Source organism: Parviterribacter kavangonensis (assembly GCF_056863335.1).
Window position 1 is genome coordinate 705,647 of record NZ_JBXPJA010000001.1, and the last position, 15,281, is coordinate 720,927.

At 72.7% G+C, this 15,281-nt stretch carries 18 protein-coding genes; 7 read left to right on the plus strand and 11 right to left on the minus strand.

The window, feature by feature from the left end; all coding sequences use genetic code 11:
* Positions 1–118 precede the first annotated feature (118 nt).
* Complete coding sequence (locus tag AC1UE4_RS03520; protein WP_482915838.1) at positions 119–916, plus strand: hypothetical protein; 798 nt, start codon at positions 119–121, stop codon at positions 914–916.
* Between the two features lie 33 nt (positions 917–949).
* A complete protein-coding gene (locus AC1UE4_RS03525) occupies positions 950–1,159 on the plus strand; it encodes a hypothetical protein (protein WP_482915839.1) in 210 nt (69 codons plus the stop codon).
* A 6-nt stretch (positions 1,160–1,165) separates the two neighbouring features.
* Here the strand turns inward: AC1UE4_RS03525 and AC1UE4_RS03530 are convergent, their stop codons facing one another.
* Both AC1UE4_RS03530 and AC1UE4_RS03535 read right to left on the minus strand, forming a co-directional pair.
* Complete coding sequence (locus AC1UE4_RS03530; protein ID WP_482915840.1) at positions 1,166–2,047, minus strand: dihydrodipicolinate synthase family protein; 882 nt, start codon at positions 2,045–2,047, stop codon at positions 1,166–1,168.
* Entirely contained in the window at positions 2,040–3,356 is a 1,317-nt protein-coding gene (locus AC1UE4_RS03535) for a flavin monoamine oxidase family protein (protein ID WP_482915841.1), read from the minus strand. Before AC1UE4_RS03535 ends, AC1UE4_RS03530 begins: the two co-directional genes overlap by 8 nt.
* Positions 3,357–3,404: 48 nt before the next feature.
* Here AC1UE4_RS03535 and AC1UE4_RS03540 point away from each other — a divergent pair, with 48 nt between their 5' ends.
* Positions 3,405–4,346, plus strand: coding sequence for a LysR family transcriptional regulator (locus tag AC1UE4_RS03540; protein WP_482915842.1), 942 nt, complete (start codon positions 3,405–3,407; stop codon positions 4,344–4,346).
* 11 nt (positions 4,347–4,357) lie between these two features.
* Here the strand turns inward: AC1UE4_RS03540 and AC1UE4_RS03545 are convergent, their stop codons facing one another.
* Complete coding sequence (locus tag AC1UE4_RS03545; protein WP_482915843.1) at positions 4,358–5,227, minus strand: nuclease-related domain-containing protein; 870 nt, start codon at positions 5,225–5,227, stop codon at positions 4,358–4,360.
* A 128-nt stretch (positions 5,228–5,355) separates the two neighbouring features.
* On the opposite strand from AC1UE4_RS03545, the gene AC1UE4_RS03550 reads away from it, so the two are divergent.
* Together AC1UE4_RS03550 and solA are read left to right on the plus strand one after the other, a co-directional pair.
* Positions 5,356–6,816, plus strand: a complete 1,461-nt coding sequence (locus tag AC1UE4_RS03550) for a hydroxymethylglutaryl-CoA lyase-like TIM-barrel protein (protein ID WP_482915844.1) — start codon at positions 5,356–5,358, stop codon at positions 6,814–6,816.
* A gap of 314 nt (positions 6,817–7,130) precedes the next feature.
* Positions 7,131–8,291, plus strand: a complete 1,161-nt coding sequence (gene solA, locus AC1UE4_RS03555; RefSeq protein ID WP_482915845.1) for an N-methyl-L-tryptophan oxidase — start codon at positions 7,131–7,133, stop codon at positions 8,289–8,291.
* On the opposite strand, the gene AC1UE4_RS03560 is transcribed toward solA, so the two are convergent.
* The gene (locus tag AC1UE4_RS03560; protein WP_482915846.1) at positions 8,288–8,503 is read right to left on the minus strand and encodes a hypothetical protein; all 216 of its coding nucleotides are present in this window, start codon (positions 8,501–8,503) and stop codon (positions 8,288–8,290) included. The genes solA and AC1UE4_RS03560 overlap by 4 nt on opposite strands.
* 129 nt (positions 8,504–8,632) lie before the next feature.
* Here AC1UE4_RS03560 and AC1UE4_RS03565 point away from each other — a divergent pair, with 129 nt between their 5' ends.
* Together AC1UE4_RS03565 and AC1UE4_RS03570 are read left to right on the plus strand one after the other, a co-directional pair.
* Positions 8,633–9,019: a hypothetical protein gene (locus AC1UE4_RS03565; RefSeq protein WP_482915847.1), complete on the plus strand. Its 387-nt coding sequence runs from the start codon at positions 8,633–8,635 to the stop codon at positions 9,017–9,019.
* Between the two features lie 18 nt (positions 9,020–9,037).
* The gene (locus tag AC1UE4_RS03570) at positions 9,038–10,159 is read left to right on the plus strand and encodes a sensor histidine kinase (protein WP_482915848.1); all 1,122 of its coding nucleotides are present in this window, start codon (positions 9,038–9,040) and stop codon (positions 10,157–10,159) included.
* On the opposite strand, the gene AC1UE4_RS03575 is transcribed toward AC1UE4_RS03570, so the two are convergent.
* The 7 genes from AC1UE4_RS03575 to AC1UE4_RS03605 all read right to left on the minus strand — a co-directional run bounded on the left by AC1UE4_RS03575 (position 10,156) and on the right by AC1UE4_RS03605 (position 15,234).
* The gene (locus tag AC1UE4_RS03575) at positions 10,156–10,548 is read right to left on the minus strand and encodes a response regulator (protein ID WP_482915849.1); all 393 of its coding nucleotides are present in this window, start codon (positions 10,546–10,548) and stop codon (positions 10,156–10,158) included. The genes AC1UE4_RS03570 and AC1UE4_RS03575 overlap by 4 nt on opposite strands.
* A 108-nt stretch (positions 10,549–10,656) precedes the next feature.
* Positions 10,657–11,259 (minus strand): hypothetical protein, encoded by a 603-nt coding sequence (locus AC1UE4_RS03580; protein WP_482915850.1) that lies wholly within the window; start codon positions 11,257–11,259, stop codon positions 10,657–10,659.
* 118 nt (positions 11,260–11,377) lie between these two features.
* Positions 11,378–11,779, minus strand: a complete 402-nt coding sequence (locus AC1UE4_RS03585; RefSeq protein WP_482915851.1) for a PaaI family thioesterase — start codon at positions 11,777–11,779, stop codon at positions 11,378–11,380.
* A gap of 42 nt (positions 11,780–11,821) precedes the next feature.
* Positions 11,822–12,259 (minus strand): hypothetical protein, encoded by a 438-nt coding sequence (locus AC1UE4_RS03590; RefSeq protein ID WP_482915852.1) that lies wholly within the window; start codon positions 12,257–12,259, stop codon positions 11,822–11,824.
* 43 nt (positions 12,260–12,302) lie between these two features.
* Positions 12,303–13,280: an alpha/beta hydrolase gene (locus AC1UE4_RS03595; RefSeq protein WP_482915853.1), complete on the minus strand. Its 978-nt coding sequence runs from the start codon at positions 13,278–13,280 to the stop codon at positions 12,303–12,305.
* Positions 13,277–14,680 (minus strand): flavin-containing monooxygenase, encoded by a 1,404-nt coding sequence (locus AC1UE4_RS03600; protein WP_482915854.1) that lies wholly within the window; start codon positions 14,678–14,680, stop codon positions 13,277–13,279. The genes AC1UE4_RS03595 and AC1UE4_RS03600 overlap by 4 nt, the downstream gene beginning before the upstream one ends.
* Before the next feature lie 32 nt (positions 14,681–14,712).
* A complete protein-coding gene (locus AC1UE4_RS03605; protein ID WP_482915855.1) occupies positions 14,713–15,234 on the minus strand; it encodes a DivIVA domain-containing protein in 522 nt (173 codons plus the stop codon).
* Positions 15,235–15,281: the final 47 nt, after the last annotated feature.

The following is a 15,281-nucleotide window of genomic DNA, read 5'->3' on the forward strand; positions in this document are numbered from 1 at the left end:
TCTTTCCCCATTCAGGGAAAGCGAGTAAACGGGCGCGCCGGAATCTGGCGCGGTCGAGAGCGGACGGCGCGTCCAGAACGCACTGGCTCTTGGAGCAGGGGAGGCGTAGGGTCCCGCCATGCCGCCCGTCGCCGCCCGCGCGCTGCTGATCGCGCTCGCCTCCACGCTCCTCCTCGCCGCGCAGGCTCACGCGCAGACCGCCGATCCGCTCGAAGCGATCTGGCAGTTCAACGGGGGGCAGATCGCGGTGGACAAGCAGGCCGACGGGTCGTTCGTGGGGACCGTGATCCGGCCGACGACGATCTCGCGCTGCCCGCATCGCAACGGCGAGAAGATCTGGATCGAGGTCCGCGCCCAGCCGGACGGCCAGTACTTCGGCAAGCACCAGTACCTGAACGACTCGAGCTGCGCGCCGGTGGAGCGGGGGAACGTCGCTTTCCGGATCCTGAGCAAGCCCGACGGCACCCAGTTCCTGCGGATCTGCTTCTCGCGGCCGGAGAACCCGGAGCTGCAGCCGAGCATCGCGCCCGACGGCACGGACACCAACGCGAACGACGGCTGCGTCGACTCCGACCTCGTCTCGCGCCTGCCGCAGGCGCAGCCGAAGCTGAACGACATCGTCACGCTCCCCAAGCAGACGAAGGGCTGCGCGAGCCGCCGGCGCTTCCCGATCCGCCTGAAGGAGCCGCGCGGGGACGCGCTCGCCAGCGCGGTCATCACGCTCAACCGCAAGCGCCTGCCGGTCACGCGCAGCAACGGCCGGCTCCGGTCGGTCGTCGACCTCCGCGGGCTGCGGCGCGGCCGTTACGCGCTGAAGATTGTCGCCAAGACGGTCCGCGGCCGCACGATCACGGGCACGCGCCGCTACCGCACCTGCGGCAAGGTCAAGCGCATCGGCCGCGTCGGCCCGATCTGATCCTCGCGGTCCCGGCGCGGGTAGGCCGGGACCATGAAGAAGCCAGAACCACAGCCTGCGGCAGCGGACGTCCACGCTCCGAGCGAGATGGCGGGCGACGACCTGGGCGGCCCGACACCCGAGTTCGACGAGAACGAGGAGCGCACGCCGCGCGGCGCCGAGCCGGAGCGGGTGTCCGAGACGAGCGACGCCGGCACGAGCCGCGGCGGCGGAGCGGGCGGCCCCGAGCCGCCGCCGGTCTGAGAACCGCTAGGCGACGCGGGCGGCGGTCGCGCGCTCGAGCACGCCCCGCAGCGCCGCGACCGCCTCGTCCTCGAGCGGCAGGAGCGGCGCCCGCACCGGCCCGGTCGCGTCGCCGATCAGCGCGCACGCGGCCTTGACGGCGGCGGGGTACGACTGGCTCTCGAGGAACTGGCACAGCGGCCAGAGCCGCGCCCACAGCGCCCGCGCGGCGACCAGGTCCACGTCGTCGATCAGCAAGCGGTGGAGCTCGACGCACTGCTCGGGGACGATCGAGGCGACGCCCCACACGACCGCCTCGACGCCCTGGGCCAGCGCGCCGAACGTCTGCGTGTCCCAGCCGTTCAGCAGCGTGGGGCCGTCGGTCTGGATCAGCTCTGTCGCCCACGTCGCGTCGCCGCCGGTGTCCTTCAGGCACGTGACGGGGAGCTCGCGCATCTGCTCAGCGGTCAGCGTCACCCCGGTGGCGCCCGGCAGGTTGTAGTACATGATCGGGATCCCGATCGCGTCCGCGACGGCGGTGTAGTGGGCGAGCAGCTCCCGCCACGACAGGGCGTCGTAGAAGGGCGGCACGACCATGACCGCGGCCGCTCCGCACGCCTCGGCGTGACGCGACAGCTCGACGGTCTCGCGCGTCGACAGCGCGCCCGTCCCGGCAACGACGGGCACGCGCCCGTCCGCGGCGCCGCACACGACCTCGAGGAGCTGCCGCCGCTCGGCGTGCGTGAGCGTCGCGAACTCGCCGGTGCTGCCGCCCGGCACGAGTCCGCCGACGCCGCCCGCGATCAGCCGGTCGACGATCGCGTTCAGCGACCCCACGTCGATGGCGGAGCCGTCCTCGGTGAACGGCGTGATGAGCGCGGGCAGCACTCCGTGGAAGGGCTCAGACATGGGTCACCTCTCGGATCAGCGCGTCGACGCGTTCGGCGGCCGTCTGCCCGGTCCGGGCGGCGGCCTCCATGTTCCCCAGCTCGGCGAAGTAGTCGCCGGCCAGGTGCAGGTTGCGGTGCGGCCCGAGCGCGCCCCCGAGCACGGGCTGCAGCCGCCCGCGGCCGGGTCGCGCGTAGACGTTGCCGAGCGGCCAGCGCTGCACCGTCGCGCCGGCCACGACGCCGCGCGTCTCGGGATGGAGGTCGTGCAGGTCCTCCAGGAACCGCTCGACGATGACGTCGTCGGGCGAGCGCATGAGCTCGGCAGCGGCGCGGCCGCCCGCGAAGAGCATGAGGCTGCCGCCCGGGCGCCGCTCCCCATCGGCGCGCAGCGCGTGCGCCTGGTTGGTGAACATGTCGAACGCCCGGCCCGGCGTTGCCATCGCGTACACGCCGTCGTACGGCATCGGGCCCGTCTCGTTCGTCTCCACCGCGACGGTCAGGAACGCTCCGTACGTGAGCTGGGCAAGCGCGTCGCCGGCCTGCTGGGCGATCGGCGCGACGAGCGGCGCCGCGTGCGGTGCCTGCGCGGCCATGATCACGTGCCGCGCGCGGATCGTCTCGCCGTTGCAGCGCACCAGGAGCTCGTCGCCGTCCGGCTCGATCGCGTCGACGCGCGCGCCGGTGCGGGCGCGGTCGCCGAGCTCGCGGCCGAGCGCCGCCGGGAGCCGCCCGGACCCGCCGAGCAGGTTGCGGGCGATGAGCGACCCGCGGCCGCCCCAGACCAGCGCGAACAGCCCGATGCCGCAGCCGGCCGACAGCTCGTCGAGCTCCGCCGTCGCACGGTGCGCGGCGCACGAGAAGATCGTCTTGACCGCGGGCGGCAGGTCGCCGAGGAACGCGTCGAACGTGCGGTCGTCCTCGAAGTCGAACCGGCGCTCGAGCCGGTTGTACCGCGCGACCGCCCGCTGCACCTTGACGCCGGCGCGGGCGAACGCGACCCGCTCGCGGATCGACAGCGGCAGGCGGAACGGGTACGTCTCGACGCGGCCGCTCGTGAGCTTCTTCGCGCCGACCGCGAGTCCCATCATCCCGCCTGTCACCGGCACGGTCTCGAGCCCGAACTCGGTGGCCATCGCGTCGACGAGCGTGCCGGGGGCCGGGAAGAGGTGCGCGCCGTAGTTCAGCCAGTACTCGCCGCGCTCGTCGGAGCGCATCCGCCCTCCGAGCCGCTCCTCGGCCTCGAGCAGCAGGACGTCGCGGTGGCGCAGGTGCCACGCCGCCGCAAGGCCCGCGATCCCGCCTCCCACGATCACCACCTCGCGCGTCATGACACGAGATGCTCCACTGGGCTCGAGATCGAAGGTAGGCTTGCTTCCTTGGGCCAGTCCAAGGCTGAGCTTCTGTCTCTCCAGCAGATCCGGTGCTTCTGCGCCGCGCTCGACCTCGGGTCGTTCACGGCCGCGGCCGAGGAGCTGCGCGTGTCCCAGCCCGCGGTCGCCGAGCAGATCCGCAAGCTCGAGCACGCGCTCGGCGCCGACCTGTTCGTCCGCGCCGGCCGCGGCGTCGTGCCGACCGAGGCGGGCCGCGCGTTCGCGGAGCATGCGGTGCGCAGCCTGCGCGCCGTCGAGGAGGCGGCCGGCAGCGTAGGGGAGCTGACTGAGCTGCGCAGCGGCACGCTGGCGGTCGGGATGTTCGGCGGGCCGTCGGCCTGGCGGATCGAGGAGGTCGTCGCCGCGTTCCTGCGCCGCCACCCCGAGGTCTCCGTGAGGCTCGTCGGCCGCAACTCGTCGGTCATCGCGGAGCGCGTCCGCCGCGGCGACCTCGAGGCCGGCGTCGTGCTGCTCCCGATCGACGACGACCGCCTGTCCGTGCGGCCGATCGTGCGCGACGAGGTCCTCTACGTCAGCGCCTCCCGCGAGCGCACGCGCACCCCGGCGACGGTCGAGCGCCTCGCCGAGACGCCGCTCGTCTTCTACGACGCCGAGTCCGCCGACCGCGACCCGATCCGCCGCCAGCTCGCCGACCGCGCCCAGTCCCTCGGCCTGCGGCTCCAGCCGAAGGTCGAGGTGGAGCTGAAGGACATCGCCCTGCGCCTCGTCGCCGCAGGCATCGGCGACACCTACCTCCCGAGCGCCTACACCCGAGCGCCCTACTACCCCGACGGCCTCCACACGGCGCCGTTCGACCCCCCGCTCCACGACACCTTCGCGATCGTCACCCGAGCCGGAGCCCGCCTCTCACCCGGAGTCCGCGAGCTCCTCACCGAAGTCGAGGCCCACATGCGCACCGTCGCCGCCGACCTCGACCGCTCCCGGTGACGAGGCCGTCGTCAGTGCGCGGGGAACCGCCGAGCGAGCGCTTCCGTTAGCGCCTCGACCTCGTCGGGTGAGAGCGTGCCGGCTCGGGCGGCCAGCTTGGCCGCCTGCTTCCTCTTGAGGAGGTGCACGCCGCGGGCGCGCATCGTCCCGAAGAGCGGGAGGCCCACGTTGTCGACGAAGCACAGGACGCCGGCGAGGTCGACGTCCGAAGATCCGATGTCGATGAGCGCGGCGCGCACTTCCTTCAACTGCCGCTCCATCCCCTCGAGCAGCCCCGACTTGTCGCGGCCGTCCACGCGGAGCTGTTCGTTCCGCGGCCGCAGGAGGCCACCGGTCGAGCGAACGCGGACGCGGCCCTTGAGGTTCTTGGTGTCGATGACCGTCACGCCGCCCGGCCCGATCGCGATGTGGTCGATGTTCGCCCGGCTCATCGGGATCCGCCGGTCGTGCAGGAGCCGGACACCGCTTCCTTCCAGCCGCTTCTCCAGGAACGCCGCGAGGCGCTCCTCGCCCTCGGCACCGGTCTTCCACGCCTTGATGTGCTGCGGCTCGCCGAAGATCCTGCTCACCGCCACGCCGAGGTCGCCGTACTTCGCCCGCGTCCGCTGCTCGCGCGCCTCGACCAGCTGCTCATAACGCCGGCGCGCGCCGCTGCCGGCGACGCCCGGCTCCACGGGAGGCGGCTCGGCGGGCGCTTCCGGTGCCGGAGACGAGGCGATCCCGAGCCGCTCGTTCTCCTCGCTCGTCACGCACGCCTGACACCGCACCCGGCGCGCCGCGGGGTAGTGGAAGGCCCACACGCCGCGCGCAAGCTCGCGATCGCAGGTCGCGCAGCGCCCGGCGTACCGCAGCCGGATGTACTTCGCCTCGTCCGCCGCCACGACGACCACATCGGCGACGACGAAGGAGACCTTGAGCGATCGTCCGACCCGGCGAGCTTCGGTGAAGCTCCAACGCCTTCAAGCACCCTGGCGGGTGCCTGCGCCGAAGATGCGGCACCCTGCCGACCGTGGCGCACGTCGAGATCGTCGACCAGACCATCCGCGATGGACCGCAGAGCCTGTGGGGGATGCGGATCCGCGGCGGGATGGTGACCGAGGTCGCTCCGTACCTCGACAGGGCCGGGTTCGACGTGATCGACGTGCCGGCCGGCTCGTTCTTCACGGTCATCCTGCGGTACCTCCGCGAGAACCCGATCGAGTACTACCGGCACATGCGCAAGGTGCTGCCGAACTCGATCCTGCGCTGCGGGACGCGGCCGTCGAGCACGGGCCGGTACGGGATCTCGCCGCATTCCCTGCTCGACTTCTACATCCGCTACATGATCCAGGAGCTCGGCCACGACGAGTTCTGGGTCTACGACTGCCTCTTCGACATGAAGGAGATGGAGTACCGCTCGCGGATCATCCACGAGGCGGGCGGCGCTCCGGTGCCGGCGGTCATGTACGGCATCAGCCCGGTGCACACGGACGAGTGGTTCGCCGACCGCGTGCGCGAGATGGTCTCGTGGGGGATCGCGAAGGCGATCTACGTCGAGGACGCCGCCGGCATCCTGACGCCCGAGCGAGCCCGCACGCTCATCCCCGCGCTCGTCGAGGCGGCCGGCGACACGCCGGTCGAGCTGCACTGCCACAACACGACCGGCCTCGCTCCCGTCAACTACCTGATCGGCGTGGAGGCGGGCGTCAAGGCGCTCCACACATGCTCCAAGCCGGTCGCCAACGGGCCGTCGCTGCCGAGCACCGAGATGACGCTCGTGAACCTCGAGCAGGCGGGCCACACGCACCGGCTCGACACGAGCACGCTCGAGCCCGTCGCGGAGATCATGGAGCGGATCGCGCTCCAGGAGGGCCACCCGCTCGGCGTCGTCGACGAGTACGACTCCCGCGTCTACGAGCACCAGCTGCCGGGCGGCATGACCGGCACGTTCAAGGCGCAGCTCGTCCAGCACGGGATGGCCGACAAGTTCCGCCAGGTGCTCGACGAGATCCCGCAGGTGCGCAAGGAGCTCGGCTACCCGATCTCCGCGACGCCGTTCTCGCAGCTCGTCGGCACCCAGGCCGTGCTCAACGTCATCACGGGGGAGCGGTACGCGCAGACGACCGACGAGGTCGCGCTCTACGTCATCGAGGCGTACGGCAAGCCGCCCGCGCCGATCGACCCGGACGTCAAGGACAAGATCCTCGAGAACCCGCGCGGCCAAGCGCTCAAGGGGTGGACGCGGCCGCACCAGACGCTCGAGGAGGTCAAGGAGGAGCTCGGGGACCGGAACATGCCCGACGACGAGCTCTTCCTGCGGAACTTCGCGCCCGTCGAGGACATCGAGGCCACCCGCGCGGCCGGCCCGTTCCGGCGCCACTACAGCTTCAGCGACTCGCTCTCGACGTCGATCCGCCAGGCGCTCGAGCACTCGAGCGCACGAAGCGTGCAGCTCCGCACGCCCGCGTTCGAGCTCAGTCTCCGGCGCTAGCGCGCCAACTGAACGGCCGATCGGCCGATCTTGGACACCTGTCGTATGTCGACCGGCGGTCACCGGCCGTACCGTCGAACGGCGTCCTGAAGTGCACTGGGCGCGTGAGCGGGACAGGGCGGAGGGCGAGCACCACCATCCTCCGTCCGTGTGCCGCCCGTAGCAGCGACGGCGTCCGTGCTCACACCCGGACCGCCGGCGCATTCGGGAGGCGCGGGATGGCCGGTGCCGCCGGTAGGCCATCCCGCCCCTCACTGCTGGGACGAGCCGCGCGAGCGGCTCGTCCGGGTCCCGGCGCCCTACGCTCTGCGCCGATGGCCGCCTCCGTCGACGTCGTGGTCGTGGGCCTCGGCGCGATGGGCAGCGCTGCGGCGTACCAGCTGAGCCGAGCCGGCGCGCGCGTCGTCGGCGTCGACCGGTTCGCCCCGCCGCACGACCGCGGATCGACGCACGGCGACACCCGCATCACGCGGCTGGCGCTGGGAGAGGGCGACGCGTTCGTGCCGCTGGCGGTTCGCTCGCACGAGCTGTGGCGGGAGCTCGAGGAGCGCACCGGCGAGGAGCTCCTGACCATCACGGGCGGCGTCGTGCTGTCGTCGCCGGGCGGGCGCGGCCAGCACGGCGCGGACGACTTCCTCGCCACGACGATCGCGACGGCGAAGGCCCACGACCTGCCGAACGAACCGCTCGACGCCGAGGGGCTCGCCCGCCACATCCCTCCGTTCTGGTTCAGGGGCGACGAGCGCGGCGTCTACGAGCCGACCGCCGGCTACGTCCGCCCGGAGCGCGCCGTCGCCGCCCAGCTGCGCCTCGCGCGCGAGCATGGCGCGGTGCTGCTCACGGGGGAGCGGGTGCTCGAGGCCGGGCGGGGCCGCGTCGTCACGTCCGAGCGCGAGCTCCGCGCCGACCGCATCGTCCTCGCCGCCGGCCCATGGCTGGGGGAGCTGCGGCCGGAGCTCGCGCCGCGGTTCGTCGTGACCCGCCAGCTCCTGCACTGGTTCGCGCTCGCGCCGGGCGCGTACGACGCGCACCGGTACCTGCCCGTGTTCATCTGGCTGACCGGCGCCGGAGCCGAGGAGCTCCTCTACGGCTTCCCGGCGATCGACGGCCCGGACGGCGGGCTGAAGGTCGCGACCGAGCAGTTCCGCTCCACCACGGAACCGGACGCGGTCGACCGCACGGTCACGCCCGAGGAGTCCGCCGCGATGCATGCCCGCTACCTCGCGGGCCGCCTGCCCGGGCTCGAGCCCCGCGCCGTCAAGGCGGTCAGCTGCCTCTACACCTCGACGCCCGACAGCCGCTTCGCCATCGGCCCGCATCCGGACGACGAGACGCTCCTCGTCGTCTCCGCCTGCTCCGGCCACGGGTTCAAGCACTCGGCCGCGATCGGCGAGGCGGTCGCCCAGCTCGCCCTCACCGGGACGAGCACGATCGACCTCTCGCCGTTCGCGCCCGAGCGCTCCCTCGCTCCCTAGCCGGGGAGGTCGCAGGCCTCGGTGATCAGCTGCGATGTCCTCGCGAACGCCGTGTCGGACTGCATCGCCGCCCCGGTGCCGGCGTTGGTCAGCACCGCCTCGCACCCGGAGGGGCTGACCCCCTCGGGGAAGTGCCCGCCGCGGTCGGCACCGGCGGCCGCCGGCACCGCGAGCGCGCCGACGGAGACGACTGCAAGGACGGTCTTGCGCATGATGCGCCCTCCTTGAACCCGAGGCGGCCTCTTACCGCCCACCGCGCCGAGTCTCCACGAACGCCGACGCCGATTGCAAGTCAGCGAACGCCGGTCAGGTGCCTTGGCGCGACAGGTACGATCGCGCCGATGCCCGCCCGTCCTTCCCATCTCCTCACGCTGACCGCCGCCGCCCTGGCAGCCGTCGCGTTGCCCGGTCCCGTCGCGGGCGCCGCGACGACGAGGGTCTGCAAGTCCGCGGACCTCCGGTACCCGTACGAGCCCGGTGGACCGCGGACGTTCGGGGTGTTCCGGCTGCAGGTGACCGGAGGGTCGTGCAGGACGGCGCATGCGGTGGCGGAGCGGTGGCAGGACCGCTTCGAGGCGAACCTCGAGGCGGGGAAGGTGCAGCTGCCGAAGCGGGTGAGCGGGTTCTCGTTCAGGCAGCTCCCGCCGCACGCCGCGCAGACCTACACGCTGCGCGGCCGCAGGGACGCGACGACGATCCGCTTCGACTACGTCGTCCCGAACGGCTGAGCCGCGAGAGGCGCGCGCGTGCCGCCCGAAGAGCAGGGCCGCGCCGGCGAGGAACGGGACCTCGTCCAGTTCCGCCGGCTCGTCCTGAGCGTCCGCGACTACGCGATCTTCATGCTCGACCCGAGCGGCCGCATCGCCACGTGGAACGCCGGCGCCGAGCACCTCAAGGGCTACCGGGCCGACGAGATCGTCGGCCGCCACTTCTCGACCTTCTACACCGAGCCCGACCGCGCCCGGAACCACCCCGCCAACGAGCTCGAGATCGCCAAGCGCGAGGGCCGCTACCAGGAGGAGGGCTGGCGGGTCCGCAAGGACGGCACGACGTTCTGGGCCAGCGTGACCATCACCGCGGTGCACGACGAGGAGGGCCGGCTCACCGGCTTCGCGAAGGTGACGCGCGACCTGACGGAGCGCAAGATCGCGGAGGACGCACTGCGCGAGGCGCTCGAGGAGCTGCGGGCCGCGAACCTCGAGCTCGACCGCTTCGCCTCCGTCGCGGCCCACGACATCGCCGACCCGCTGCGCACGATCGCCGGGTTCGCCGAGCTCATGACGCGCGGCGGCCGGCCGCCCGAGGAGATGCAGGAGCTCGCCGGGTACATCCTCGACAGCGCGACCCGGCTCACCTCGCTGCTGCGCAAGCTGCTCGACTACGCGCGGGCGGGACGGACGTCGGGCGACCACGAGCCGGTGCGGCTCGCGACCACGATCGAGGAGGTGACCTCCGACCTCGATGCGATCCTGCGGGAGCGCTCGGCACGGATCGCCGTCGACGTGCCGGCGGACGCGCTCGTGTCGGCGAACGAGCACGACGTGCGGCTCATCGTCCAGAACCTCGTCGCGAACGCGGTCAAGTTCGTGGAAGGGGAACCCATCGTGGCGGTCGCAGTCGCACCGGCCGGAGCGGACGCCTGGCGGCTGACCATCGCGGACAACGGGCCCGGCATCCCGCTCGAGGAGCAGGCGGCGATCTTCACGCCGTTCACGCGCATCTCGACGGCCGGCGGCCAGCCGGGGCACGGCCTCGGGCTGGCGACGTGCCGGCGGCTCGTCGAGCGCCACGGCGGCGACATCGGCGTCGAGTCCGAGCCCGGGCGCGGCAGCACCTTCTGGGTGACGCTGCCGGTGGCGGCCGGCTAGGCCGCGGGCACCAGGGCGAGCACGGCCGCGCACATCGCCGAGCTGCTCGCGGCCTTGCTGATGAACGCGTCGGCGTTCGCCGCCGCGGCCGCCGCGGCGAGGTGGTCGTCGGGCATGCCGGAGATGAGGAGCAGGCGCGCGTTCGGCGCCGCCTTGCGCAGCTGAGGAGCGAGCCCCTCCGAGGTCACCTCGCGCAACAGGTGGTCCACGACGATGACGTCGGGCTGCTCGCGCGCGGCCAGCTCGAGCGCCTCCTCGGCGGTGTCCGCTCGGCCCACGAGCTCCAGTCCGCAGTCGACCATCCAGCGCTCGAACAGGAGCGGGAACGCGACCGCGTCGTCGCACAGCAGAACGCGCGCTGCGATGGCTGCGGCTGGCTCCGGCGCCATCGACCGAGGGTACCGCTCGGGCGGCGCGAAGACGCTCGACCCCGAACATGCGGAAGGCCCCGCCGAGGCGGGGCCTTCCGGTGCATCATCCGGGACGTCGCGGTCCGGTTACGACTGCTGCTGAGCGTCGTTCTTGGCCTTGGCGGTCGTCGACACGCACTTGCCGAACGCGCTCTTGCGGTTCTTGGCCTTGTACTTGGTCTGGAACGCGGCCTTCTGCTCCTCGGTCGTGGCAGCGGCCCACTCGGCCTTGCACTGCTTGGCGGCGTTGACCGTGTTCTTGTCCTGCTCGTCGGCGGCCTGCTTGTTGGCCTTGGCCTTCGAGGAGACGCACTTGCCGTAGGCGCTGCTGGCGTTCTTCGCGCCGTACTTGGCGGCGAACGCGGCCTTCAGTTCGTCGGTCGTGGCGGCGTCGCGCTCGGCCTTGCAGTCGGTGACGGCCTGCTTCTGCGCGGCGGTCTCCTCCTTCTGCTCGTCCTTGGCGTAGAACGAGACGCACTTGCCGTAGGCGTTCTTCAGCGTGACCTTGTCGCCCGTCGCCAGAGCGTCGACGGCCGAACGGAAGCTCTCGCCGCCGCCCGAGGACGTGCGCAGCGCCTTGCACTGCTTGGCGGCGTTCTGCTGGTTGGTCTGAGAAGGCTCATCGGCGATGGCGGCCGCGGGCAGGGCGAGCGCGCCGAGGGCAAGCGCAGAAACGAGCTTCTTGTGCATGGAAGGTGACCTCTCCTTGGTGCAGCGGGACGTTCGGTGGTGCTCATCGGTGCAATCGCCCGCAAGCACGAGAGGGGTACGCCCTACGAGTGGCAACGTGCCAACCGACGTTGACGCGTCAGCCGGCGGACACCCACACGGCGCGGGAGCGCACGACCTCCTTGCCGTCGACCTCCAGCGCGCAGTCGACGAACGAGAGCGTCCCGCCGACGCGCTCCACCCGCGTGCGCGACTGGATCCAGTCGCCCGGCTTGACCGGCTTGAGGTAGTCGACGGTCAGGCTGACCGTCGCGCGGTCCTTGTCGTCGCCGGCGTCGGCCTCGAGCGCGCGGCCCATCGCGAAGTCGGCGAACGTCGAGAGCAGCCCGCCCTGGACGGTGCCGCGGTGGTTGGCGTGGCGGTCCTCGGCGCGCAGGCCGAAGACCGGTCCGGTGTCGGTGTCACGAACGAGGATCGGTCCGATGTGCTCGAGGAAGGGACCCTGCCCCTCGTGCGGGGTGAAGCCGTCGGGTGCGTTCATCGCGTGCGCCCCTACCCGGTTGGAACCCCCGGTCGAAGCGACCTAGCGCGCGCGGCGCGCGAAGAGGACCATGAGCAGGAACGCGGCGAGCGCGAGGAGCGCGGGCTTCGCCGGAAAGGCCACGACGGCGGACGGCGCCGGAGAGCCGGCGGCGCGGGGCATCGCCGGAGGCGTCTCGGCCCGTGGCGTCGCGGGCATCGCGCGGGTGTCGGCGACGACGGGCCCGGCGAGGACGGCCTCGTGCTCCTCCGTCTCCGCGTCCTCGAAGTGGAAGCGCCGCGGCGGCTCGGTGCCGAGGCGCACGCAGAGCTTGCGCTCGTCGAACAGGCGGTGGACCGTGAAGCCGTCGAGCTCGAGCTCCCAGAGCGCACGAGCGGGGTCGCTGATGCCCACGAGCTCGAGCTCGTCGAACGTCACCGCCTCGTCACCGGCTTCGCGGAGGAGCTCGAGGAGGGTGGGGGCGTCGCCGATCGTCTGCACGGTCGAGTCATACGCCCCGCGGCGGACGGTTCCTGCTCGCAGATCACTCCGCGGCGGCGGCCCGCTGCGCGCGCTGCTCGGACTGGCGGCCGGCCGAGCGCCGCTCCCCGCGGCCGCCGAGGTGGCGGCGCAGGAAGTGCAGCTGGTCGCGCACCGCCTTCTCGAACGGCGCGCCCGTGTAGACGTCGAAGTGGCCGATCGGGTACGTGCGCACCTCGGCCCGGCCGGTCGCCCGCCACGCCGCGTCCTGGGCTGCGGTGACGGGCGCGATCGTGTCCTTGTCGGCGAGCTGGAAGAGGATCGGGCACGGCAGCCGGTCGGCGTGCCGGCCGGGCCGGAACGACGGCGGGCCCGCGAAGAGCCGCGCGCAGATCTCGTTGCGCCACGACGGCCCGGCGATCGCCTCGATGCCGGGCAGCGCGTCCGGCGAGGCCATCGCAGCGACGCTGCCGGGCGGGCCGGCGGCGGGCACGACCACGGGCGCCCGCCCGCGCGCCGCGGCGAGCTTGTCGCGCATCCCGGCGGCGGTGAGCCGCGCGACCGTTCGCGGTCCCGCGGTGCGGGCGGCATGGGCGACCTGCGCGGCGACGTCGACGACCGGCGTCTGCGCGACGACCGCGGCGATCCGCGGGTCCTCGATGGCGGCCGCGATGGCCAGCCCGGCGGAGAACGACGTGCCCCAGAGGACGATCCGCTCCGGATCGACGCCGTCGGTCTCGCGCACGTACGTCACCGCGGCGGCGAGGTCCTCGAGCTGCGTCGCGACGTCGACGAGCTGGCGCGGCTCGCCGGGGCTGGCGCCGAGGTGGCGGAAGTCGAACGCGAACGCGTTGATCCCCGCCTCGGCGAAGCGCTCGGCGAACGGCACGAGGCCGGAGTCGACCGTCAGCGACAGCCCGTGGGCGAGCACGACGCACGGGCCGCGGCCGTCCTCGCCGGAGAACGCCGTGCCCTCGGCGCGGAAGAGCAGACCGGCGCAGCGTCCGTCGCCGCTGCGGAACGAGATCGCGGCGCCGGTCATGACGCGGCCGAGGAGGTCGTGGGCGCGGTCGCCTCGGTGAGGCGATCGGCGCGGCCGGCGGCATCGGCCCCGGTCGGCGCGCCCTCGCGTGCGCGCGCCTGCCCGCGCGGGATCGAGCGGGTCTTCAGCTCGTGCTCGTACGTGTACCACTCGAGCTGCATCGCATGCCGCGGCTTGTTCGTGAAGTGCCCGGCGTGCAGCTCCTCGTCGGCGACGATCTCGCGCTCCATCTCGTCGCGCGGCGGCGGCGCCCAGTCGCCGGCCAGCCAGCGAGCGGCGAGCTTCGACTGCAGCTCGGAGAACGGGAAGATCGTCGGGATCGGCTGCCCGAGGCCGATGAACGCGAGGTCGTCGATGCCCGGCTTGAGCATCCGCTTGAACAGCGGCAGCCGGTTGTCGGGCGCCGAGATGAAGCCCTCGTCGAAGAACGGGAACGAGATGTCGTAGCCCGTCGCGTAGATGATCGCGTCGACCTGCTCGACGCTGCCGTCGGCGAACCGGACGCGGTCGCCGCACAACTCGGCGACGTCTCCCTTCGCCACCGCGTCGCCCGCGCCGAGCCGGCCGAGCAGCTCGCTCGACACCGTGGGGTGGGCGTCGAGGAACTTGTGGTCGGGGGTCGGCAGCCCGAAGTCCTCCATGCGCCCCGAGAAGATCCGCGGCAGGACGCTGCCCATCTTGCGCTGCAGCCCGAGCGGCAGCCGCGGGTTCGTCTTGACGACCTGGTCGGCCGGCTTGCCGAAGATGTACTTCGGCACCACGTACGCGCCCGAGCGCGTCGAGAGGAAGACGACGTCCGAGACGGTCTTGCGGCCGAGCTCGGAGACGATGTCGACCGCGCTGTTGCCGATGCCGACGACGAGCACGCGCTTGCCGTGGAGGTCGAGCGGCTCGGTCGGGTCGATGTAGTCGTGCGAGTGGATGACCGGCCCGTTGAACGTGCCGGGGAAGTGCGGGTACCGCGGCGACCAGTGGTGCCCGTTGGCGACGAGCAGCGCGTCGAACGCCTCGGTCGACCCGTCGTCGAGCGTGATCAGCCAGCCGCCGGCCGGCCCGCGCTCGGCGCGCTCCACGCGCGTGTTGAACCGGATCGCGCGCCGCAGGTCGAACGCGTCGGCGTAGTCGCCGAGCCACTCGAAGATGTGCGAGTGGTGCGGGTAGTCCGGGTAGCGGTCCGGCATCGGGAAGTCGCGGAACGAGATCGACGGCTTGGAGATGTCGATGTGCAGCGACCGGTACGCCGACGACGTCCCGTTCGGGTTCTTGAAGTACCAGTTCCCGCCGACGTCGTCCGAGACCTCGAAGCAGCTGTAGGGGACGTCGAAGTCGCTCAGCGCCTTGCCGGCCGTGAGGCCGCTGACGCCGGCGCCGATGATGCAGACGGACGGGAGCGAACGCATCCCGGGCAGGCTCCCGGCCGGAAGCCGGTCCGTCAAGCGCGATGCTGGCGGCGGGCCGCCTCGGCGAGGCGGTCCGCCTCGCGGCGCCGGCGCGCCTCGTACTCCGCGAGCTCCTCGTCGAGCGCGGTGCGCCGCGCCGTGACCTCGGCCTCGACGGCCTCCAGCCCGGACGTCCGCGCCGCCTCCATGAGCCGCTCCGCCTCGACCCGGGCGTCCGCGACGACCCGCTCCGCTTCCGCGCGGGCGGCGGCGAGCAGCTCCGACGACTCGGCCTCGAGCCTCGCGCGGTCGAGCAGCGCCTGCGCCTTGACCTCCGCGCCCTGCACGGTCGCCTCGGCCTCCACGCGCGCGTCGCGCAACTCCTGCTCGGCGTCGGCGAGGAGCTTGCGCGCGCGGGCCTCCTCCGCCGCGACCGAGCTGTCGGACAGCATCTGGCCGATCGTGTCGAGATGCCGGTCGACCTCGTCGGGGTCGTAGCCCCGGACCACCCGCCGGAACGACCGCTGCCGGACGTAGACCGAGAGGGACTCGGCGCTGCGTTGCCGTCCGCTCATGATCGGGTCCTTCCCGATCCCGAGCGCGGATCCTCTCGGGAGCGCTG

Bases quoted from the DNA above. Each gene is read 5' to 3' on its own strand.
- AC1UE4_RS03605 (WP_482915855.1), bottom strand. From the start codon at position 15,234: ATGAGCGGACGGCAACGCAGCGCCGAGTCCCTCTCGGTCTACGTCCGG.
- AC1UE4_RS03575 (WP_482915849.1), bottom strand. From the start codon at position 10,548: ATGGCGCCGGAGCCAGCCGCAGCCATCGCAGCGCGCGTTCTGCTGTGC.
- AC1UE4_RS03525 (WP_482915839.1), top strand. From the start codon at position 950: ATGAAGAAGCCAGAACCACAGCCTGCGGCAGCGGACGTCCACGCTCCG.
- AC1UE4_RS03595 (WP_482915853.1), bottom strand. From the start codon at position 13,280: ATGACCGGCGCCGCGATCTCGTTCCGCAGCGGCGACGGACGCTGCGCC.
- AC1UE4_RS03585 (WP_482915851.1), bottom strand. From the start codon at position 11,779: ATGAACGCACCCGACGGCTTCACCCCGCACGAGGGGCAGGGTCCCTTC.
- solA (WP_482915845.1), top strand. From the start codon at position 7,131: ATGGCCGCCTCCGTCGACGTCGTGGTCGTGGGCCTCGGCGCGATGGGC.
- AC1UE4_RS03530 (WP_482915840.1), bottom strand. From the start codon at position 2,047: ATGTCTGAGCCCTTCCACGGAGTGCTGCCCGCGCTCATCACGCCGTTC.
- AC1UE4_RS03520 (WP_482915838.1), top strand. From the start codon at position 119: ATGCCGCCCGTCGCCGCCCGCGCGCTGCTGATCGCGCTCGCCTCCACG.
- AC1UE4_RS03535 (WP_482915841.1), bottom strand. From the start codon at position 3,356: ATGACGCGCGAGGTGGTGATCGTGGGAGGCGGGATCGCGGGCCTTGCG.
- AC1UE4_RS03600 (WP_482915854.1), bottom strand. From the start codon at position 14,680: ATGCGTTCGCTCCCGTCCGTCTGCATCATCGGCGCCGGCGTCAGCGGC.
- AC1UE4_RS03560 (WP_482915846.1), bottom strand. From the start codon at position 8,503: ATGCGCAAGACCGTCCTTGCAGTCGTCTCCGTCGGCGCGCTCGCGGTG.
- AC1UE4_RS03580 (WP_482915850.1), bottom strand. From the start codon at position 11,259: ATGCACAAGAAGCTCGTTTCTGCGCTTGCCCTCGGCGCGCTCGCCCTG.
- AC1UE4_RS03565 (WP_482915847.1), top strand. From the start codon at position 8,633: ATGCCCGCCCGTCCTTCCCATCTCCTCACGCTGACCGCCGCCGCCCTG.